At 67.5% G+C, this 21,345-nt stretch carries 16 protein-coding genes; 10 read left to right on the top strand and 6 right to left on the bottom strand.

The features are described 5' to 3' along the window. Positions 1 to 12: 12 nt before the first annotated feature. Positions 13 to 681, bottom strand: a complete 669-nt coding sequence (locus ACWDUD_RS11355; RefSeq protein WP_248673042.1) for a hemerythrin domain-containing protein — start codon at positions 679 to 681, stop codon at positions 13 to 15. Between the two features lie 117 nt (positions 682 to 798). On the opposite strand from ACWDUD_RS11355, the gene ACWDUD_RS11350 reads away from it, so the two are divergent. Next, on the top strand, positions 799 to 1,491 hold the full coding sequence (locus ACWDUD_RS11350) for a hypothetical protein (RefSeq protein ID WP_248673043.1): 693 nt from the start codon (positions 799 to 801) through the stop codon (positions 1,489 to 1,491). Here the strand turns inward: ACWDUD_RS11350 and ACWDUD_RS11345 are convergent. The 3 genes from ACWDUD_RS11345 to ACWDUD_RS11335 all read right to left on the bottom strand — a co-directional run bounded on the left by ACWDUD_RS11345 (position 1,409) and on the right by ACWDUD_RS11335 (position 7,110). Further along, positions 1,409 to 4,708, bottom strand: a complete 3,300-nt coding sequence (locus tag ACWDUD_RS11345; RefSeq protein ID WP_248673044.1) for a BTAD domain-containing putative transcriptional regulator — start codon at positions 4,706 to 4,708, stop codon at positions 1,409 to 1,411. The genes ACWDUD_RS11350 and ACWDUD_RS11345 overlap by 83 nt on opposite strands. A gap of 394 nt (positions 4,709 to 5,102) precedes the next feature. Next, the gene (locus ACWDUD_RS11340) at positions 5,103 to 5,900 is read right to left on the bottom strand and encodes a FadR/GntR family transcriptional regulator (RefSeq protein ID WP_248673045.1); all 798 of its coding nucleotides are present in this window, start codon (positions 5,898 to 5,900) and stop codon (positions 5,103 to 5,105) included. A 133-nt stretch (positions 5,901 to 6,033) separates the two neighbouring features. Continuing rightward, on the bottom strand, positions 6,034 to 7,110 hold the full coding sequence (locus ACWDUD_RS11335; protein ID WP_248673046.1) for an NADH:flavin oxidoreductase/NADH oxidase: 1,077 nt from the start codon (positions 7,108 to 7,110) through the stop codon (positions 6,034 to 6,036). A gap of 172 nt (positions 7,111 to 7,282) precedes the next feature. Between ACWDUD_RS11335 and ACWDUD_RS11330 the strand changes: the two genes are divergently transcribed. Genes ACWDUD_RS11330 through ACWDUD_RS11320 form a run of 3 tightly spaced genes read left to right on the top strand, consistent with a single transcriptional unit; the run spans position 7,283 to position 11,397 of the window. Continuing rightward, a complete protein-coding gene (locus ACWDUD_RS11330) occupies positions 7,283 to 8,269 on the top strand; it encodes an NAD(P)H-dependent flavin oxidoreductase (RefSeq protein ID WP_248673047.1) in 987 nt (328 codons plus the stop codon). 8 nt (positions 8,270 to 8,277) lie between these two features. After that, a complete protein-coding gene (locus tag ACWDUD_RS11325) occupies positions 8,278 to 9,063 on the top strand; it encodes an enoyl-CoA hydratase-related protein (protein ID WP_248673048.1) in 786 nt (261 codons plus the stop codon). Between the two features lie 39 nt (positions 9,064 to 9,102). Beyond that, positions 9,103 to 11,397, top strand: coding sequence for an acyl-CoA dehydrogenase family protein (locus tag ACWDUD_RS11320; protein ID WP_248673049.1), 2,295 nt, complete (start codon positions 9,103 to 9,105; stop codon positions 11,395 to 11,397). A 215-nt stretch (positions 11,398 to 11,612) separates the two neighbouring features. Here ACWDUD_RS11320 and ACWDUD_RS11315 read toward each other — a convergent pair whose 3' ends face one another. Both ACWDUD_RS11315 and ACWDUD_RS11310 read right to left on the bottom strand, forming a co-directional pair. Further along, on the bottom strand, positions 11,613 to 14,060 hold the full coding sequence (locus ACWDUD_RS11315) for a CaiB/BaiF CoA transferase family protein (protein WP_248673050.1): 2,448 nt from the start codon (positions 14,058 to 14,060) through the stop codon (positions 11,613 to 11,615). A 186-nt stretch (positions 14,061 to 14,246) separates the two neighbouring features. Next, positions 14,247 to 15,143 (bottom strand): acyl-CoA thioesterase, encoded by an 897-nt coding sequence (locus tag ACWDUD_RS11310; RefSeq protein WP_248673051.1) that lies wholly within the window; start codon positions 15,141 to 15,143, stop codon positions 14,247 to 14,249. Between the two features lie 57 nt (positions 15,144 to 15,200). On the opposite strand from ACWDUD_RS11310, the gene ACWDUD_RS11305 reads away from it, so the two are divergent. The 6 genes from ACWDUD_RS11305 (at position 15,201) to ACWDUD_RS11280 (ending at position 21,187) form a co-directional block, all read left to right on the top strand. Then, on the top strand, positions 15,201 to 16,226 hold the full coding sequence (locus ACWDUD_RS11305) for an aldo/keto reductase (RefSeq protein WP_248673052.1): 1,026 nt from the start codon (positions 15,201 to 15,203) through the stop codon (positions 16,224 to 16,226). A gap of 103 nt (positions 16,227 to 16,329) precedes the next feature. After that, positions 16,330 to 17,355, top strand: coding sequence for a phosphotransferase family protein (locus tag ACWDUD_RS11300; protein ID WP_248673053.1), 1,026 nt, complete (start codon positions 16,330 to 16,332; stop codon positions 17,353 to 17,355). Between the two features lie 48 nt (positions 17,356 to 17,403). Then, the gene (locus ACWDUD_RS11295; protein WP_248673054.1) at positions 17,404 to 18,708 is read left to right on the top strand and encodes an acyl-CoA dehydrogenase family protein; all 1,305 of its coding nucleotides are present in this window, start codon (positions 17,404 to 17,406) and stop codon (positions 18,706 to 18,708) included. Beyond that, positions 18,705 to 19,451, top strand: coding sequence for an SDR family NAD(P)-dependent oxidoreductase (locus ACWDUD_RS11290; protein ID WP_248673055.1), 747 nt, complete (start codon positions 18,705 to 18,707; stop codon positions 19,449 to 19,451). The genes ACWDUD_RS11295 and ACWDUD_RS11290 overlap by 4 nt, the downstream gene beginning before the upstream one ends. Before the next feature lie 38 nt (positions 19,452 to 19,489). After that, positions 19,490 to 20,464 carry an NADPH:quinone oxidoreductase family protein gene (locus ACWDUD_RS11285; protein ID WP_248673056.1) on the top strand — a complete coding sequence of 325 codons (975 nt, stop codon included), beginning with the start codon at positions 19,490 to 19,492 and terminating at the stop codon, positions 20,462 to 20,464. Between the two features lie 51 nt (positions 20,465 to 20,515). Further along, positions 20,516 to 21,187, top strand: a complete 672-nt coding sequence (locus tag ACWDUD_RS11280) for a TetR/AcrR family transcriptional regulator (protein WP_450109366.1) — start codon at positions 20,516 to 20,518, stop codon at positions 21,185 to 21,187. Positions 21,188 to 21,345: the final 158 nt, after the last annotated feature.

Here is a 21,345-nt window from a genome sequence, read left to right as displayed (position 1 = left end):
CAGCCCCTTGTCTCACACAGCGGCCCCGAACACCGCTCGTTCGCGGCGACGCTGCTTGCGTGCGAGCACGGAGACCAGCGCGCGCAGGAAGAACGGCAGTTCCTTGCGGGCCCGCTCGGCTTCTTCGGGGGTCATGACCGCGAAGACCCGGGTGAGGTCGAAGTCCATGCGAGCGCCGCGTTGCGCGCCCTTCTCGAAGGTCTGCCATGCCTCGGCGGACACGTAGCCGGTGATCAGCGGAAACACGGTGCGTTCCTCGTCGGCGATGTGTTCGTCGAGCATCGCCCGGAGCCGGCGGACGGTCTGCGCGAATTCGGCGACCGCGGTCTTCTGCGGCAGTGCCCCCGCCGAGCGGACGAGATCGTCGAGGAGCGGGTCGAGCTCGTCGTGATCGTCCGTCAGCTCGGTGAAATCGACGTGCGGGCCCGCCGACTCGGTGATCAGGGGCCACAACGAGAAGTCCTCGACGTTGTGGTGATGGTGGAGACTCGCGGCGAAGAGGGAGACGTAGCCGGAGATCGCGGCGCACCGGGCGTGGTCGAAACGCGACCGGTCGGCGACCATTTCGTCGGCGAGACGGGAGAGCCGGGCGAGGTCGTGGACGATCACGCGGTGCGCGAGACGCATACCGAGCAGTTCTTCATCCGTGGTGAGGCGCGGAGCCTTGGTCAGAGATGTCATGTCGGTAGCGTGCCCGCCGGTGCTTGGCTGCGACTTGGTGATCGCTTGGTCGGGACGATCACCCCCCGGTGCGGGCGCGGAAAGTGGCGACCAAGTGCCGGTATCCACAGTGGGGCAATGACCATCACACCTTCACTTCTCTACCGTCTCAGCGCCGCGGGCGCCATCGCCGCGTTCGCGCTCAACCTGACCGGGGGCCTGCTGCACCCGGTCGTCGACGGCAACGCGCATTCCGCCGAGTCGCTGACGTCGGGGTTCAGCCCGTGGGCGCAGATGCTGTTGCTGTTCGGTACGGTCGTCCAGCTGATCGCCCTGCCGGGTGTCTACGCGTGGTTCTCCGCGAAGGCCGGACTCGCGGGGCTGATCGGCTTCGTCCTGCTCTACGGCTCGTCGATGCTCGTGTCGCTCACGCACCTGACGATCGAGGCATTCGCCTCCTACGAACTCGCGGCGAACCCGGCGACCGCCCACCTCGTCCCCGCGGACGGTTCCCTGTTCCCCTCGACGGCGTTCACCGTGCTGCAGACCGCGAGCGGGCTGACGTTCATGCTCAGCATGGTCGTGTTCGGCGTGTGCCTGCTCCGCACGGGCGCCGTTCCCCGCTGGATCGGCGCGATTATGACCGCCGGCGGTCTGGTTCTGCTCCTGCCGCTGCCCGAGCTGCCCGGCGTGAGCGGACTGGTGATCGAGTTGCCGCGGGGGCTGGCGTTCGCCGCGATCGGGGTTCTCATTCTGCGGGCGAACGGTCGTCCGCCGGTGGAGACGGCGCCGGCGACCTCGCATCGTGCAGGCGCTCCGCTAGCCGTGTGACCAGTTCCGATGCGGCGGCCCGCCATCGGGCCGCCGCATCGCCGTCTCCGACGGCCTCGGCGGTCTCGGCCAGCGCGACGTCGACGGGGCCCGCGTAGAACGAACCGGAGTCGAGGCCGGCGATGCGGCCCGAGAACGGGAGGAGTTGGGCGTGCAGTTCTCGAGCGGTCGCCGCGTCGGCGAGACGAGCGGCCACCCGGGCACGGAACGTGGTCATCGCCAGCCAGTAGTAGTCGCGCGGATACGGCCGGCTTCCCTCCCACAGCTGCCGGGCGCGGTCGGTGTCGCCCCGGTCCAGAAGCGCCAGGATCAGTGGGAACCGGACCGAGTGGGGACGCACCCCCTCGATCAGCTCGAGCTCTTCGACCAGTGGCGACAGGTCGCCGCGTGCCACGGCGACACCGATACGGCCGATGGTGCCGATCCACTGCGCGACAACCATGCCCTGGGCGTGCATCGTCGCCGAGATCTCGTCGTATCGGCGCAGTCCGGACTCGACGCGACCGGCCATCAACTCCACCATCGCATCGAACACGGCGAGCACCCCGAGCATCTGTACCAGCTGATGGCCGGCCGCGTATGTGGTTGCGACGGAAGCGCTCTCGTATGCCTGATCGAAGTCGGTGACGGCCGTGGCGGCGAGGAACCGCTGGAAGTGGGCGACCGAGACGAACCCCTCGTCGCCCACCTTCTGCGCGACGTCGAGCAGTTGCCGGGAGTTCCCGAGCCGCTCGTCGACCAGATCGGGACCGAACGCGACGTAACCGACGGCGTTGAGCGCCCGCATCATCGTCGTCGGGTCGCCGGATTCCTGGGCCAGGGTGCGGGCCTCCACGGCCGCCGCGAGGCTCCCTGCGTCGTCCAGGCCTTCGAGTTCGAACACCTTCGCTACCAGCAGCAGGGCGCGGGTCGCGGTCGGGAGTGCAGGATCGGCGAGAGCGGTGTCGATCTCGTCGAGAATCTCGGTGTCCGGCTCGGGGTCGACCCGGATCGTCCAGACCACCGGCGCAGTCCACGACACGAGCGCGCGCACGAGAGAATCGCGGTCGCCGAGGGCGCGGGCCGCCCGCACCGCGCGGACCCGGGTGTCGCGTGCCCCGCCGATGTCGCCCGTGCGGGCCTGCGATCCCACCTGGCCGATCAGGATCTCCAGCAGGAGACGGCTGTTCGGTTCGCTCGCGGTCTCCGACAACGACCGGGCCGCGGCCCACAATGCGAACGCGTCCTTGAACGAGGACTGCCGCTCGGCGGCCCGGGCACCCGCAACCACGTACTCCGCGCACCGCTCCGCGGTGGCGGGCGTCGCCGCGGCGATCGCGTGGTGTGCGAGGACCGTCGGGTCGGAGTGATCTCGCCGCGCGAGCATGTCGAGTGCTGCGGCGTGAATCCGCCTGCGCCGCATGGCGGGCAGGGCGTCGTAGAGGGCTTCGCGCACGAGATCGTGGCTGAACCGCAGACGATCGGGCGCGGGTTCGACGAGAATTCCGGTGACCACCGCCGGTTCGAGTGCGTCGATCACGCTCTCGTCGTCCATGTCGCTGACGGCGCCGAGGACGGACAGGTCGAAGTCGCGACCGAGCACGGCACCGCGTCGCAGCGCGACGACCGTCCGCTCGGGGAGGCGTGAGATGCGGCGCGCGAGGACGTTTCGCACCCCGTCGGGAACCGTGGCACGCACAGCACCGACGCCAGGCGGTGTCCCGAGTGTGCCGACGCCTTCCGAGGCGATCAGGCGGCAGTACTCCTCGAGGAAGAGCGGGTTGCCGCCCGTGCGGTCGACGAGCTCGATCAGCACGTCCTCGTCGAGGTCGGCCGACCCCGCCCGGCGAGCGATCGTGCGGGCCTCCTCCCGGCCCACTCCGTGCAGTGTGATCCGGGCTCCCGGAATCCCGGCGGTCGCAGCCCATGTCGCGCGCAGATCGTCGGTGACCTCGCTGGGACGGAACGTGGCCACGACGAGGGTCGCCGAGTCCCGGGCCGAGGCGGCGACGTGCCGAAGCACCTGCAGGGTCGGTTCGTCGGCCCGGTGGACGTCGTCGAGGACGAGGACGGTCGTCTGCTCGGGCCGGGACAGCAGGTGCTCGAGCGCGCGGCTCAGCTCGAACGGTGATGCGGGCGGCTCCTGTCCGCCGAGTCCGCGCAGGATCTCGGTCCACGGCCAGGCGGGCGGTGCACCGTCCACCTCGGGGCATCCACCCCACGCACCGAGCCGGCCCTCGGCCGTGGTCCGGTGCAGGAACGCGCGGGCGAGCGCGCTCTTTCCCTCGCCCGCGTCGCCCGCGATCCACACCAGGTGCAGCCCGTTCGTCTCCGATCGGTGCGCCGCGTCGTACAGTTGGGCGAGTTCGCCGTCCCTGCCGACGATGTCGCCGGAATCCGGGTGTTGCTGGGGGACAGACGATTCGACGCGCAGCGGGATGTCCGCCCGTTCGGGTGACAACGACGGCCGCTGCTGCAGGATGTCGCGTTCGAGTTGCTGCAGTTCGGGGGAGGGGTCGACTCCCAGCTCGTCGAGCAGGTATTCGCGGGTGCGGCGCAGCGTGGCCAGTGCGTCGGCTTGGCGACCGCAGCGATACTGCGCCGACGCCAGTAGCCGGACCGCGAATTCGCGCTCCGGATGCTCGGCGACGTGAGGGTCGAGCTGATCGGCCGCGAGTTCGACACGGCCCTCGTCGAGATAGGCGTGGGCGCGCGCTTCGAGCGCCGTGGCGTACACCTGCATCAGACGTGCGCTCTCGACCCGAGCCCAGTCCGCGTCGAGGTGTTCGTGGTAGGGGATGCCCTTCCACCGGTCCAGCGCCTGCGACAGGATCTCGATCCGCGACGCGCGGTCGGCGGCGGTGAGCCCCTCGGTGACGAGCCGGTCGAAATGCCACGCGTCGACCGCTTCGGTGGGCAACCGCAGCGCGTAGCCGGGTGGGGCGCTCACAATGACGGTCGCCGGTGTTCTCGGTGCGCGGGCGGGTTCGAGCAGGCGCCGCAGGTTCGAGACGTGCACCTGGAGCGCGGCCAGTGCCTTCGGTGGCGGCCCGCCGGACCACAGGTCCTCGATCAGAAGATCGGTCGAGACGACCTGACCAGAGGCGACGAGGAGCCGACCGAGAACCGCACGGGCCCCCGGACCGCCGAGGGACACCATGCGGTCGCAGACCGTGACCTCGGTCGAGCCCAGCACGCTGATGCGAACGGGCCCGGCCGACGGTGTCTTCGCTGTCATGATCGGCCCAGATTAACGGCGGTGCAGGCCGATCGCGAGTCTCGTCGGCCGCGTACCGCTGTGGTCGGCCCGACCGCCGCTCGGCGAACCTATGTCGACTGATCGGCGGCGAGTGCGTCGGAGGAACGGCGCAGGAGTTCGACCGCCTCCGCGCGCTCGGATTCGGACCAGGCGGTCATGGCGATCGTTGCCGCCGACGTGGCTCTGACCGATGAAGATCTGGCCGCGATCGACCGCATCGCTCCCGAGGGTGGGATCGGCGGCCGCATGTAGCCCTCCGTGTCCCATGTAGCCCGCCGCGTCTGTAGCCCGCCGCGTCCAAGCCCCCGACCGCAACGGCGCGTCGTCGCACCGCGCCGGCAGGATCGGTCACCGGCTCGGTGAGGCACCGCATTCAGTCCAGGATGTCGCGGACCTTCGTGCTCTCACGACCGAACAGGACCAATTCCCGCGCGACGGTCATGTGCTTCTGCCAGTGGGTGAACGCTCCGGCGCCGTCTCGGGTCCGGAGCAACTTGATGAGCTTGCGCTGGGAGCGGACGAACAGCTTGTAGTTCGCCTCGTACCTCTCGGTGTCGGTCTCCAAGCGTTCGCGTGTCACGTTCATGGTGTGTCGCTCGTAGATCTCGTGCAGCATTCCCGCGATCAATGCAAGTGTCGCGTTCCCGGCCTTCTGAACCATGAGGAGATGGAACTCGGCTGCAGCCTGTCCGAACGAGTTGGACGCGAAAGACGACGGGATCGCTTCGTCGACGAAGCGTTCGAGTTCGTCGAAATCCTCGTCGGTGCCGACCTCGGCGAGAAGGCGCGCCGCGAACGGCTCGATCGCCTCGCGGGCAACATACACATCCGCGACGGTGGCACCCGTCAACTCGAGCAGAAGCGAGGCAGGGCGGGCGACGACCTCCGGTCCGGGCACGCACACCCGCGCGCCCGAGCGGGAGCCACGGCGGACCTCGACGAGCCGCTCGGCCTCGAGAACGCGGACCGCTTCGCGGAGCGTCGGACGGCTCACGGAGAAATGCTCCATGAGTTCGGCCTCGTGGGGCAGGTGATCGCCGTCCTTGAGCTCGCCGTCGACGATCATGCGGCGCAGTTTCCGTGCGACGAGTTCGGCAGTCTTGGGGGTGCGGATCGCTCGTCCGGTCGCAGCGCGTGCGTCGAAAACCGGAGCCAACGCTTCGTCGGTCACGAGTTGACACCTTCCTGCATCTCAAGGGCACATAGCCCACCTAGTAAACGTACAGGCAAGCGTACGCTCCGTATCGTCGGCCGCCGCAATCCAAGTGCGAGGCGCATGACCCGCGTCACCGCAAACGAGATTCTCACGGGATGCTGCCGCGATAGCGGGCGGTCGCGTACGGAGCCGGCCAGCGCAACTCCGAGCGCAATTCCACAGCAGCACGATAAGGCCAATGCGGTTCGCGAAGCAGTTGTCGGCCCACCATCACGACATCCGCTCCGCCGTCCACCAGAATTTGCTCGGCCTGCACCGCTTCGGTTATCAGTCCGACCGCGGCGACCGGGATTGAACCGGCGGAGCGCACCGCTCGGGCGAATGGGACCTGATACCCCGGGCCGACGGTGATCTTCTGGTGGGCGACCATCCCACCGCTCGAGATGTCCATGAGATCCACCCCGGTGCCGTCGAGAAGGCGGCACAGTTCCATGGAATCGTGGACGGTCCAGCCGTCTTCGGCCCAGTCGGTTGCCGAGATGCGAACGAACAACGGAACGTCCTCGGGAATCGCCGCGCGGACGGCGGCGACGATCTCGACCAGGAAACGGCACCGGTTCTCGAACGATCCGCCGTATTCGTCGGTGCGGTCGTTGCCGAGGGGGGAGAGGAACTCGTTGATCAGGTAGCCGTGGGCCGCATGGATCTCGACAACTTCGAAACCCGCGTCGATCGACCGCCTCGCGGCCGCGGCAAACGTGTCGACTAGCGCCGCGATCTCCGTGCGAGTGAGTGCGTGCGGTTCGGGCAGTCCCTCGTATGCGAGAGCCGAGGGCGCGATTGTCTGCCACCCACCGTTTTCGGGAGGGAGGGGAACGCCGCGCCGGCTCACGCAGCCCTTCCTGCCCGAATGGGCGAGCTGGATTGCGGGTACCGCCCCCATGTCGGAGATGAAGCGGGTGATCCGCTTCCAGGCGGAGGCCTGCTCGGCGTTCCAGATTCCGGTATCGGCGGGACCGAGCCGTCCGGCGGGTTCGACTGCACATGCCTCGGTCATCACGAGGCCGGCGCCCCCGCGCGCCATTCCGCCGAGGTGTGCGAGATGCCAATCCGTCGGAACGCCGTCCGTCCCCGCGGCATACTGCGCCATCGGTGCTACCCACAATCGATTTCGGAACGTCTTGCTGCGCAGCGTATACGGCGAGAACAACAGGCTTTCGGTCATTGTTTCTCCGAGTCGGTCGTGGAGCTTGTTCCCGAGGATGCCGAGACCTGCGTCGGCGGCACCCAGGATTGCTTGCACCGGTAAACATAGTGAACTATGTTATCTAAGTAAAGGTGGGATTGGGCCCAGAGACGATGCGCCGGGCGACCGGCGGACTCCACAAGGAGCGGCAATGTTGAAAACGCGGTTCACCGAGGAATTCGGTATCGAGCACCCGATTGTCCAGGGCGGAATGATGTGGGTCGGCCGCGCCGAACTCGCGGCGGCGGTGTCCAACGGCGGCGGGCTCGGCATCATCACGGCCCTCACTCAACCGACTCCGGAGGCGCTGGTCGAGGAGATCGAGCGGTGCCGGACACTGACCGACAAGCCGTTCGGTGTCAACCTCACCTTGACACTGTCGATCAATCCGCCGCCCTATGCGGAGTACCGGCAGGCGATCATCGATTCCGGTGTCACGATCGTCGAGACCGCCGGTTCCGATCCGACCGTGCACGTCGAGCATTTCAAGCAGCACGACATCAAGGTCATCCACAAGTGCACGAGCGTCCGGCACGCCCTCAAGGCGCAGCGAATCGGCGTCGATGCGGTGAGCATCGACGGATTCGAGGCCGCAGGTCACCCCGGTGAGGACGACGTCCCCGGCCTGGTCTTGATCCCCGCGTCCGCCGACGCCCTCGAAATTCCCTTCATCGCGTCCGGCGGTTTCGCCGACGGCCGCGGGCTCGCGGCGGCTCTCACGCTCGGCGCCGACGGCATCAACATGGGCACCCGGTTCATGTGCACCGAGGAGAGTCCGATCCACGAGAACATCAAGCAGCAGATCGTCGGAGCGAGCGAACTCGACACCCAGCTGATCTTCCGTCAGCTGCGCAACACGATGCGCGCGGCGAAGAACTCGGTCAGTGAGGAGGTCGTTGACATCCTGAACAAGGGCGGGCGTTTCAAGGACGTCAAGGATCTCGTCGCGGGAACCCGCGGACGGAAGGTCTACGAGAACGGTGATCCTGAGGCCGGGATCTGGACCGTCGGTCTCGCACAGGGGCTGATTCGCGACGTTCCGCCCGCAGGGGAACTGGTGCAGCGCATTGCGGCGGACGCCGAGCAGATTCTGCGTGGTGTCGCCGGTCGAATTGTCGACCCGGCCCCGGTCGCCTGAGGATCACGATGGCCCACGACATCAACTCGGCAGATCGGCCGTCCGACGAAGAAGCCCCGCTGCTGGTCACCAAGGACGGCGCGGTCGTCGTCCTGACCCTCAACCGGCCGGATCGGCGCAATGCCCTCAACCGTGCGATGCGCAAAGCCCTCAAGAAGGAACTGTGGCGCGCCGACGGCGACGACGACGTGCGCGTCGTGGTCATCACGGGCGCGGGCACCTCGTTCTCGTCCGGTGTGGACCTTCCCGAAGCGCTGTCGGGACCGCCGCCGCGCACCGAAGGAGTGACCCCGACGCAGGTGATCCGGGGTACCTCCAAACCTGTGATCGCAGCGGTCAACGGTCCGTGTTACACCGGAGGCTACGAACTGGCGGTGAACTGCTCCTTCATCATTGCCTCGGAGAGAGCCGAATTCGCGGACACCCACGCCCAGATCGGGTTGCTCAACGGCTGGGGTGGCAGCGCGATGCTGCCGCGCATGATCGGCCTGCCCGCTGCGATCCAGTTCATTCTCAGCGGTGAGCCGATCGACGGCGCGACCGCCGCGCGCATCGGTTTGGCCAACGAGGTTGTGCCGCACGAGGATCTGATGACGCGCACGCTCGACATCGCCGGCCGGATCGCGGCCGGACACCCCGGGGCCGTGCAGCGCATGCTGCGACTTCTCAAGGAAGGCGCCGGTACCTCGCTGTCGCACGCACTCGGTCTCGAAGCCGAGGCCTCCGTGACCTATCGCTCGGACGGTGCCGACGTGGGTGCGCGCTTCAGCAAGCGACGCGCCGAAAAGAACTGACCCACAAGCTACAAGACGATCATCAGGAGGGGTGGCGTAGTGGAAGAGAATGCCACGGCGATACTCGAAGCGTCGACAGGAGACTGGCGCAGCAGACTGGCTGCCCTCCTCGACGACTATCGGAAGCGCCCGCGACCGGCGACATCCCGCGAGCGCTTCGGTGCAGCCATCGCATGGCAGTCCGAACTCGTCGATGCAGGACTGGCCGCTCCCGGTTGGCCGAGCTCCGTCGGTGGCATGGCGCTGTCGCTCGAGGATCAGCTCGACTACTACCGGATGACGACCGAGGCCGGCGCACCCAAGCATCCGTGCGGGCTGTCGTTCATCGTCGCGCCGACGATCATCGTGCACGGAACGCAGGAGCAGAAGGACAGGTTCCTCGAGCCGCTGTTGCGCGCCGACGAGTTCTGGTGCCAGGGCTTCTCGGAGCCGGGCGCGGGCAGTGACCTCGCCTCGTTGTCGACGCGTGCGGTGCGCGACGGTGACAACTACCGGGTCACCGGCCAGAAGATCTGGACGACGATGGCCGACAAGGCCGACTGGATCTTCACCCTGGTCCGGACCGGCCCGCCAGGCCGTGGCACCTCGGGAATCACGTATCTCCTGATTCCCATGAACTCGCCCGGCATCGAGGTGCGCCCGTTGCGCGACGCCGCAGGTGGCTACCACTTCGCCGAGGTCTTCTTCGACGATGTCGTCGTTCCGGTCGCCAACCGGGTCGGGGAGGAGGGCGGCGGCTGGTCGATCATGCGCACCTCGCTCGGCCACGAGCGTGCCACGGCCTTCCTGGCCGACGAGTTCCGCTACCGATCCACGGTCGACAAGGTCTTCCGGCTCGCGGCCGAGCAGGGTTACGCCGCAGATCCGCTGGTGCGGCAGGAGCTCGCGAAGGTCGAAACGTCGGTCCGTGAGATCGCCGCGAACAGTGCCCGCGCCCTCGATGCGGTTCTGCGCAACGAGGATCCGGGTGGCGTCGCATCGGTGAACCGGCTCGTGAAGTCCGAGTTCGAACAGCACATGCACCGGCTCGCTCTGCGCCTCACGGGGTCCGCGGCCGTGCTGAACACGCGTTCCGAGGGCGTCGTCGAGAACGGGCGCTGGTCGTACGGGTACCTGATGGCGCGCGCTGCGACGATCGGCGCCGGTACGGCGGAGATCCAGCGCAACACCATCGCCGAGAACGTGCTGGGCCTGCCGTCGCATCGTGGTGAGGGACGCCGTGACCCGGTCGTCGCGCCGGGACGTCCGCTCACCGCTCCGGACGAGGACGAGGCGGCGCTGCGCGAGGTGCTCGGTGACCTGGTCTCCTCGTATGTGGACACCGAGAAACTGCTCGCCCGCGAGTCCACACCCGGCGACTACGACATCGGACTCTGGGACGAACTCGTGAAGTTCGGACTGCCGGGTCTGTCCGCGCCGGATTCGCTCGGCGGCGGAGGCCAGCCGCTCCGACTGCTGTGTGCTGCAGTCGAGACAGTCGCTTACCACCTCGGCCCGGTTCCGCTGGTGCCCACCGCGATCACCCTCGAGGTTCTCGTCGCGGCCGGCGCCGAGGGCGTGGCGCGAGCCATAATCAACGGTGCCACAGCAACATTCGTCGTTCCTGTCGACGACAAGGGTTGGGTGACCGATTCGGGACTGCCCGTCCTCGACGGTGGTCGGCTGACCGGCCGGGTCGAACGTGTCGCGGGCGGCCCGGTCGCCGACGTGCTCGTGGTGCTCGCCACCGACGCGGCCACCGGGGACCGCGTACTCGTTTCGGTGCAACCCACGGATGTCACGGTCACCGTGCAGAACTCGGTGGATCTGACCGCGACCGTGGCAATCGTCACCGCCAACGGTGCGCCGGCCACGGTGCTCGCCGAAGGGGAATCCGTCGACAACGCACTCACCCGCGCGCGTCGCGTCGCGCAGTTGCTCGTTGCGGCGGACTCGGTGGGTGTCGCCAACCGAGCGCTCGCGATGGCCGTGGACTGGGCGGGTCAGCGCGAACAGTTCGGCCAGCCGATCGGTTCCTACCAGGCGATCTCGCACCGCTGTGCCTACATGCTTGTCGGTGCGGAAGGTGCTCGCGGGCAGGTGCTTTCGGCTGCGGATCGAACGGCCGACGATCCCGATCGGTCGACGGCGTCGAATCTGGCCACCGCCGCTGCGCTCGACGCCGCGCTCGATGCGGCCGAGGGTTGCATTCAGATCCACGGTGGCATCGGATTCACGTGGGAGCATCCGGCGCATCTGCTGCTGCGCCGCGCGACGGCCAACCAGGCCTGGATCGGCCGCCCGCACGTACTGCGCGACCGCGCGGTCGGTGAGGTGTTCGAGCGCCTGCACTGACCGCACGCATCCTGCGGCCGATCCGGCGCGGCAGAGACGAACCCCCACCTCGACTCCTCGAGGTGGGGGTTCGTCGTCGCTGGGGAGGGATGTCAAGGCGGGACCGAGATCACGGCGGGGACCGAGGACCGATGAGGTCGGTGGCTGCGAGAGCGGCAACGGAGAAGGGCCGGCACCCTGTCGGATACCGGCCCTCGTCGCCGTCGACGCTCGGGTCAGGCGACGATGTTCTTGTCCCGCAGTTCGGCGATCCGCTCGGGGGTGAAGCCGAGTTCGCCGAGAACGGCGTCGGTGTGCTCACCGATCGTGCAACCGGCGTCGGCCTTGACCCCCGACCGCGAGAACGTGGTCAGGGGGGCGAGGCGGCGATGCTCGTCGAAAATGGGGCTCTCGGCGAGGACGGTGTACCCGGCATCGAAGTACACGTCTTCGTGCAGCTCGCGCTCGGCGGTCTGCTCGGCGACTGCGACGCATCCGACGTCCATCGCGGTCAGGGTCTTCTCCCACTCCGACTTCGATCGGGTACGGAACAGTGCGGCGAGCGTCTCGCCGAGGCTCTCGTCGGCGGCCTTGCGGGCGGCGGCGGTAGCGAATGTCTCCTGGGTGAGCTCGGCGGGGGAACCCAGAGCCTCGACCAGCGGCGCCCACTCGGATTCCTGCGGGGCGGCGAGGAAGATCCAGCCGTCCGAGGTCTCGTAGAGGCGGTACAGAGCGCTGAGGCCGAGCAGTTCCGGGTCCGACACCGGCGGCTCGGGACGCTGCGCGTAGTCGACGTTGCGATCCATCAGCGCATAGGTGGCAGAGGACAGCATCGTCGTGGTCAGCTCGCCCAGTGCACGGCCGCGACGTCGGGCGAGGATGCCGAGCAGCAGCACCGTGCCCACGGCGAGCGCCGCGACACCGTCGGCCTGGACCGACGGGTTCGCGCCTGCGGTGTGGCGACGGATCGAGGCGCGCTTGATTCCCTCGAGGTCGGTGCCGTGAAGGTTCAGGCCGCCCAGATCGCTCATGCTCAGACCGGACGCAGCGCCGACGGACGGCGCGTAGGCCGGACGGCCCCCGTACGGCCCGCCCGTGCCGTATCCGGGTGCGTTGAGATAGATCAGATCGGGGTTGAGCTCCTGGAGGGTCGCGGCGTCGACACCGATGCGTTTCGCGGCGCCCGCCCGGTAGCTCTGGAGCACGATGTCCACGTTCTTCGCGATCTCGTGCACGATCGCGAGTCCCTCGGGGGTGTTGATGTCGAGAGCGATGGATTCCTTGCCCTGCAACACTTTCGCTCCGCCCGCTTCGGGAAAGGCGACGAGTCCGCGGATCGAGTCTCCGGTCAGGGGCTCGACCTTGATGACGCGGGCACCGAGATCGGTCAGGAGGGTCGCGCCGTATGGCGCGGCGAACATCGAGCCGAGTTCGAGGACCGTCACTCCGGTGAGGGGAAGTTCGCCGGCCGGTGCCGCCATCGGCTCGGCGGTTGGGTTCCCGTTCGCGAGTGTGGCGACGATGTCGTCGGTGTCCGCACCCAGACGAGGTGCGGGCCGGAGCTCACTCAGCGGCGCACCGTCGACGTGGACGAGCGTCGACGGCTGCCGGACCGGGCCGAACTCCGGATCGTCGATCGTGACCACCCGTCCGTCGTGCTGAAGCTGAGGATGATCGAGTGCTGCGACCGGATCGTTGAAGATCTCGGCACTGACATCGGGGTTGGTGTCGAAGACGTGCTGCCATTCGGCGAGAGTGCGCTCACGCACCTTCGACAGCATCAACTCCCACAGCTCGACTCGCCGTTCGACGTCCTCGAACAGGGGTACTCCCTGCCAGTAGGGGTCCGTGAAGACGTGCGCGAGACCGAATTCGGTCATCATCGCGAAGAAGAGCCGGGGCTCGGTCTGGGCGAACTGGAGCCAGTGCCCGTCCTTCGTCTGTGCGACGAGCAGCGGGTAGATCAGGGGCGCTGCGGGGCGGTCCTGATCGTCGAAGGCGGACATCGGCTGGAATGCGTCGGGCCAGCGCTTGCACACGAGTTCGAAGAACCAGTTGTAGGTGTCCATCGAGGCGGCCCCGCGCAGCAGATCGGCTTCGACATGCTGTCCGGCACCGCTGGATTCGCGCTCGTAGAGCGCCGCGAGGATGCCCTGCAGTGCCGTCTGGGCCGCACCCCAGGAAGCCCACGGGGTCGGGGTGAAGGACGGCCCGGGCCGCTCCGACATCTTGGCCTTGCCGTGGAAGATACCCATCCGGGCGAGAACCAGCGCTTCGTACCCCTTGTCGTTCGACCACGGACCGCGAGTGCCCCAACCGGTGATCGAGGCGCTGACGAGACGGGAATTGAGCGCGTTCAGCTGCTCCGGGGTCAGTCCCAGGCGTCCGAGTGCGGAGGGCCGGGAGGTCGTGATCAGAACGTCCGCGGTCCGGACGAGGGAGTGCAGTGTGGCGAGGTCCCGCTCGTCGTGGAGGTCGAGCGTGATGCTCCTTTTTCCGCGGGCGAGCGCCGGCCAGCCGGTCAGGGTGCGGAGCGGGCTGCCGGACGGTGGTTCGACCATCACGACGTCCGCTCCGGCGTCGGCGAGGAAGACGCTCGCGTACGCGCCGGGCGTCGTAGTCGAGAGATCCAGGACTGTCAGACCTGCAAGGGGTGCGGTGGACGAGGAAGATACGGCGTTCACTTCAGACCTTTCGAAGGGGTACGCGAACGTGCGATGTGACATTTATAACTAACTAAGTGCACTACGTCTACAAGTTCATGAAAGTGCATCACTCAAGCCTTCTTGTGTCACTCCGGTCGCAGCGCAGCGCAGCGACTGGAAGGGGCACGCCGGCCGCGCCGACGTGCCCCTTCGTCCTGTGCCGGATCAGTCCCGAAACCGGAGCAGGCCCTCCTGTGTCGTGCTGGCGATGAGGGTGCCCCGTCGATCGAACAGGTGTCCGTGGGCCAGGCCGCGTCCGCCGCCCATCCAGGTGCCGCGCTGCTCGTACAGGTGCCAGTCGTCGGCGCGGAACGGCGCGTGGAACCAGACCGTGTGGTCGAGGCTTGCGAGTTGGAGTCCGGGCGTCTCGATGTGCCGAGCATGCGGAGGCAGGGTGGAGGAGATCAGGAACAGGTCCGAGCAGTATGCGAAACCTGCTGCTTGCGTGAGGGGTTCGGCTTCGAGCGGTTCGACGGTCCGGATCCACGCGCGCTGCCGGGGTGGGCGGGCTTCACCGCGGCGGTTCGCCAGCCGTGGGTATTCCTCGGGGAATCGGAAATCGACGCCGATATTCGAGAGGAGGGGGACCAGCCACCCGGCTTCGCTCAGTTCCGCAGCGCTCAGACTGTCCTCGATGGGTGGAAGCAGTTCCGGGGCGACGGCTGCCGTGCTCGCCGGCTCCTGGTGCTCGAGGCCGGTCTCGGCGCGCTGGAACGAGACGGTCGCGGAGAAGATCGTCCGGCCGTCCTGCAGGCCGCGCACATGCCTGGTCGTGAAGCTTCCGCCGTCGCGGAGCCGTTCGACCCGGTAGGTCACGGGTATATCGGTACGGCCGGGCTGGAGGAAATGTCCGTGGAGGGAGTGGACCGGCCTGTCGGGGGCGACGGTGGATCCCGCTGCGACCAGGGCCTGGCCGAGGGCCTGGCCTCCGTACATGCGCGGAGATCCGGTGTGGGCACTGCCCTCGAACGTGTCCTCGTCGACGCGAACCAGATCCAGGATGCGGGCAACGGGCGGCCGGCGGATGGCTCTCAGCTGCTCCAGGGATATTGCAGTCGTCATAGTTAACGAATATAACGAGGTTTAATAAATCGAGTCGAGATGTCGGATGGAGCAATCATGGAGTATCGCTATCTGGGGCGAACCGGAGTGCAGGTGTCGGCCCTGTGCCTGGGCGCGATGTCCCTGGGCCCGATGGGCAACGACGATGTGCAGGAGTGCACGTCGATCGTGCACCGCGCACTCGACGCCGGTGTGAACATGATCGACACCGCCGACGTCTACTCCGGCGGGAGGTCGGAGGAAATCGTCGGTGCGGCCATCGCCGGGCGGAGGGACGACGTCGTTCTCGCCACCAAGTTCTTCAATCCCATGGGCCGCGAGCGAAATCGGCGAGGTGCATCCCGCCGGTGGATCGTGCAGGCGTGCGAGGACAGCCTGCGCCGACTGAACGTCGACCACATCGACCTCTATCAGGTGCATCGGCACGACGAGGATACCGACCTGGACGAAACTCTGTCGGCGCTGTCGGACCTGGTGCGGTCCGGCAAGGTTCGGATGATCGGTTCGTCGACGTTCTCGGCGGAGACGATCGTCGAGGCGCAGTGGGCCGCCGATCGTCGCGGACATGTCCCGTTCCGTACCGAACAGCCGCCCTATTCGATTTTCGTCCGCGGCGCCGAGCGTGACGTCTTCCCTACCTGTCAGCGATACGGGATGGGGACCCTGGTCTGGAGTCCTCTCAACGGCGGATGGCTCACCGGCAAGTACCGGGACGGCGAAGAGCCTGCCGCCGATTCTCGATTCGCGCGTGTGCCGCGGGGCGCGTGGCGCACGGACTCTCCCGGTGCCCGTCGGAAGCTCGATGCGGTTGCCGAACTCGAGGTGATCGCGCGGGATGCCGGCACCGATCTCATCGGGCTGTCCCTCGCGTTCGCGATGCGGCACCCGGCCGTGACATCGGTGATCCTCGGGCCCCGCACGATGGGACAGCTCGAAAGTCAGTTTCCTGCAAGCGAAGTCGTCCTGTCGGACGAAACGCTCGATCGGATCGACAAGGTGGTGGCGCCCGGTACGACCATTTCGCGCGGCGACCTTGCCTTCGAGCCTCGCGCCGTTCGTGACGCGCGGTTGCGCCGCCGTTGACGAACCGTTGACAGTCGGAGGTTGATCAGAATACTGTTCTCAGAATTGCAATCTGAGAACAGTATTCCTGGTTTTCCGGGATGCCTCATGAAAGGCGATCCATATGACGTCGCTCGACGACAAGCACCTGCTCGCCGACCTGGCGCTGCGCGCCACCCGTGCGGGGCGGGAATGGCGAGACGGCCTCACGGTCTCCGGCGTCCGTCCCCTGACCGGCGGCTCGTCGAGCCTGACGTTCATCGCGGACGCCTCGTCGTCCGAGGGGGTCGAGCAGGTTGTCCTCAAGGTCGCGCCTCCCGGACTCGAACCCGTCCGCAATCGCGACGTCGTCCGGCAGGGGCGGTTGATGAACGCACTGCACGGGGTCCCGGGCGTGAAGGTGCCGGCGGTGTACTTCTCTGCGGACGGCGAGTCCCTCGAGGTGCCTCCGTTCGTCGCGATGGAATTCGTGACGGGGGAGTGTGTCGAGCCTCTTCTCGAGGACGCGCGATCGGATGAACTCCGCGCACAGACGCATGCGCGATTCCTCGACGCCGCCCGGATGCTCGGCAACCTGCATCGCGTGTCGCACGAGGACGTGGGGCTGGGATGCGAACCCGTCGTCACCCTGGAGTCTGAAATCGACCGTTGGACAAAGGCGTTCACCGCGGTCCCCGAGGACCTACAGGGGGACTACCGGGTCTGTGAGAAGGCGTTGCGCGCCACGATTCCGGCCCCGATGGCGCCTGTCGTCAACCACGGCGACTTCCGACTCGGCAACACCCTGTGTGACGGCGACCGGGTCACGTCCATCATCGACTGGGAGATCTGGTCGGTCGGCGATCCCCGGATCGATCTGACCTGGCTGACCTACTTCACCGACGAGGCCCGTCATCCCGCCCGCCCGCACGACGAACCGTGCGGAGCCCCGAGTATCGAGGCCGTCGTCCGGGAGTACGAGCGGTCGTTCGGCGGGACCGTTCCGGACCTGGCGTGGTTCGACGCCCTCACGCGGTACAAGGAGGCAGCCGCCACGGCACTGCTGATCAAGCGGGCCCGCAAGCACAACACGATGAACCCGTCGTTCGCGCGGATGGAACCGGCGCTGCCGGATCTCCTGCGCGAGGCGCTCACCCTCGTCGGCGCCTGAGCCGAGCGCAGCCCGTAGACCACGAACCACACGCAGGAGGAACCAACCATGTGGGATTTTCAGACGGAACCCGAGTTCCAGGCGAAGCTCGACTGGGTCGAGACCTTCGTCCGCGAGGAGTGCGAGCCGCTCGACCTGCTCTTCCCCCACCTCGGTCAGCCTTACAACACGGAGAACAAGGCCGCCCGTGCGATCCTGAAGCCTCTCCAGGACCGGGTGAAGGAGCAGGGCCTGTGGGCCTGCCACCTCGGACCCGAGCTGGGCGGTCAGGGATACGGCCAGCTCAAGCTGGCTCTGCTGAACGAGATCCTCGGCCGCTCCATGTGGGCCCCGACCGTTTTCGGCACCGCAGCGCCCGACACCGGAAACGCCGAGATCCTCGCGATGTTCGGCACCGACGAACAGAAGGCGCGTTACCTGCAGCCGCTGCTGGATGGCGACATCGTCTCGTGCTTCTCGATGACCGAACCCCAGGCGGGCGCCGACCCCAAGGAGTTCGTGTGCTCGGCCCGCAAGGACGGTGACGAATGGGTTATCAGCGGCGAGAAGTGGTTCTCGTCCAACGCGCGCTACGCGTCGTTCTTCATCGTTATGGCGGTGACCGACCCCGAGGCCTCGCCGTACCGGCGGATGTCGATGTTCGTCGTGCCCGCCGAGACGCCGGGAATCGAGATCCTCCGCAACGTCGCCGTGATGGGTGATCGCGAGGAACTCGACGAGGGGACACACGGCTACATCCGATACAACGACGTGCGCGTGCCGGCCGACGCGATCCTCGGGGGCCCGGGACAGGGCTTCGAGGTAGCGCAGGCACGCCTCGGTGGCGGCCGAGTTCACCACGCGATGCGCACCGTCGGCAAATGCCAGCGTGCCTTCGACATGATGGCAGAACGGGCGCTCTCGCGAACCACGCAGGGAGAGACTCTCGCGAAGAAGCAGCTCGTCCAGCAGTTCATAGCGGACTCCGCCATCGAACTCGCACAGTTCAGGTTGCTGGTGCTCAACACAGCCTGGGTCATCGACACCCAGCCGCACGGCGCCGCTCGCACGCAGATCGCGATGTGCAAGGTCGCGATGGCGAAGGTCTATCACGACGTCGTTCACCGGGCGATCCAGGTGCACGGCTCGCTCGGAGTCACCATCGAATTGCCGCTGCACGAGATGTGGGCGAATTCGTTGTCTCTCGGTCTGGCCGACGGACCCACCGAGGTTCACAAGGTCGCGGTTGCCCGCGGGATCTTGAAGGACTACAGCCCGGTCGAGGGTCTGTTTCCGTCCGAGCACATCCCCACCCGACTCGCCGCGGCGAAGGTCAAGCATGCCGACGTTCTCGAGAAGTACGGAATCGCATGAGCGACAGTCTTTTCGATCTCGAGGGAAAGGTCGCGTTGGTCACCGGCGGCAGCCGCGGACTCGGGCGCCAGATGGTGCTCGCCTTCGCGAAGGCCGGCGCCGACGTGGTGATCACCAGCCGCAAGATCGACGCGTGCGCCGCACTCGCCGCGGAGGTGGAGGCACTCGGACGCAAGGCGCTTCCGGTCGCGTGCCACGTCGGGAAGTGGGAAGAGATCGACGCACTGGTCGAGGCGGCCTACGAGACGTTCGGCAAGGTCGACGTACTCGTCAACAATGCGGGGATGTCGCCGGTCGCGCCGTCCTCGGCGGAGACGAGCGAAGAACTCTTCGACAAGGTCGTCGGAGTGAACTTCAAGGGCCCGTTCCGGCTCACCTCGCTGGTCGGAGAGCGTATGGCCGCGGGAGGTGGCGGATCGATCATCAACGTGTCCTCGTCCGGCGCGATCTTCCCCGCCCCGAAGTTCGGGCCCTATGCGGGTGCGAAGGCCGCTCTGAATGCTCTCACCGGGGTGTTCGCGCGCGAGTTCGGTCCGACGGTCCGGGTCAACACCATCTCGGCGGGGCCGTTCCTCACTGACATCGCCGACGCGTGGCCCGAGGAGTCGCGTCGCTCGACCCGCAGCGCCATCGGTCGCCCAGGGCAGCCGGAGGAGATCGTCACCACGGCGCTGTACCTCGCGAGCCCGGCGTCGAGCTACACGACGGGGTCGTTCGTCCGTGTCGACGGGGGTCTGTACTGATGCGGCACTGCACACCCGGCCGGGCGGGGTGGTAGACGATGCGTGCCGCCCGGTGTGACAGCTACGGTCCGCCCGACGTGGTGACGGTCCGCGATGTCCCGGACCCGACCCCCGGTCCCGGTGAGGTCGTCGTGGAGGTCCGGGCCGCGGCCGTCAACTTTCCCGATGTGCTGATGGTCGCCGACAAGTACCAGGTGTCCCTGCCTACCCCGTTCACGCCCGGTAGTGAGTTCGCCGGTGTCGTGCGGGCAGTGGGCGAGGGGGTCCGGTCGGTCGAAGCCGGCGATGCGGTCATGGGTTCGGCGATGAGCGGCGCCTTCGCGGAACTGATCTGCGTTCCCGCGGAGGGGCTCACCCCGGTGCCCGAAGGACTGGACTGGCCTTCCGCGGCCGCGTTCCGGGTCACGTACACCACCGCCTACCACGCCCTGGTCACCGCCGCAGGTGTGCGTCCGGGCGAGTGGGTTGTCGTGCTCGGTGCGGCCGGGGGAGTGGGAACCGCAACCGTCGACATCGCACACCGGCTCGGCGCCCGGGTCGTCGCGTGCGCATCGACTCACGAGCGCCTGTCGGCCGTGGCGGGCGCCGAAGCAGGGATCGCCTACGACTCCGAGGATCTCAAGGCGCGGATCAAGGAGATCACCGGCGGGGGCGCACAGGTCGTGATCGACCCGGTCGGTGGCAGGTACGCGGAGCCGGCGCTGCGGGCGTTGGCCCCCGGGGGCCGGTTCGTCACCGTCGGTTATGCCGCGGGCGAGATCCCGCGCATCCCGCTGAATCTGGTTCTCCTGAAGGATCTGACGGTGCGCGGCGTCGAACTGCGGACCCTTGCCCAGCGCCACCCGGATGCTCCTGCGGGCGCGGCGCGTGCCCTCGCCGATCTCGTCGCAGGGGGGATGCGGCCGCTCGTCTCGCGGGTCTTCGACCTCGACCACGTCACCGATGCGTTGAACAGTCTGAGCGATCGGACCGCGGTCGGGAAGGTCGTCGTCGCGATCGGCGACGGCTGCTAATCTCAGAATCGCATTCTCAAAGTTCTCGGAGGTAGGGAGGTGGCGTCGATCGTGTCCACCATCCACAGTGACGCGCTCGACGCGGACTTCCTGGTGGTCTCCGGGGGACGGCAGTTGCGGCGCGCGGTCCGTCCGGCCCGCCAGGAGGCCTACGACGCCGAGGTACGGACTCTGATCCGGGCTACCTCGGAGGTCATGCTGCGGAAGGGCTGCACCGAGGTTCCCAAGGTCAGCGAGATCGTCCACGAGGCGGGCATCACGAACCAGGCGTTCTATCGGCACTTCCGAAGCCGCGACGACGTCATCGTCGCCACCTACGAGCAGGGGCTGGTCACCGTCTACGCCTACCTTCGCCATCGCGTCGGCAAGGAGTCCTCCTGGCAGGGCAAACTCGACGCGTGGATCGACGGGATACTCGCGCAGATCGAAGACCCGCGCCTGGCCGATCTGAGCACCGTCATCCAATGGAACGTCGCTCAGATCGCAAGGGACAAGACGGAAATCGAGCCGGTGGGGAAGAATCTCATCCGCTCGCTCCTCTCGTCGATCATGGCAGAGGCGGGCGTGGCCGAACCCGATCGGCAGGCGTTGTTCGTCGACACCCTCGTGACCGGTGTCGCGGCCCAGTGCATGAACTCGGGCAGGCAACCGACTCCCGCAGACAGGGATGCGCTCGTCCGCTTCTGCCGGTCCGGGACCTTGGACGCCCTCGACGGTCGATGACCACTCCGCCACGCCCTGTTCGTGCACATCGATCTCGGCGTGAAGCGCGGAACACGGGGGCCGGACACTGAGGTTTTCTCACCAGGCGGGGGCTTGTAGGTGAAGAAGCACGAGGGCGGCAGCGGTTATCGCGCCGATCCTCCACGGACACAGACTGA

The organism is Rhodococcus sp. NPDC003382 (assembly GCF_053589135.1).
The sequence above is the reverse complement of the archived record's forward strand: the minus strand, read 5'-3'. Positions and strand labels throughout refer to the sequence as shown.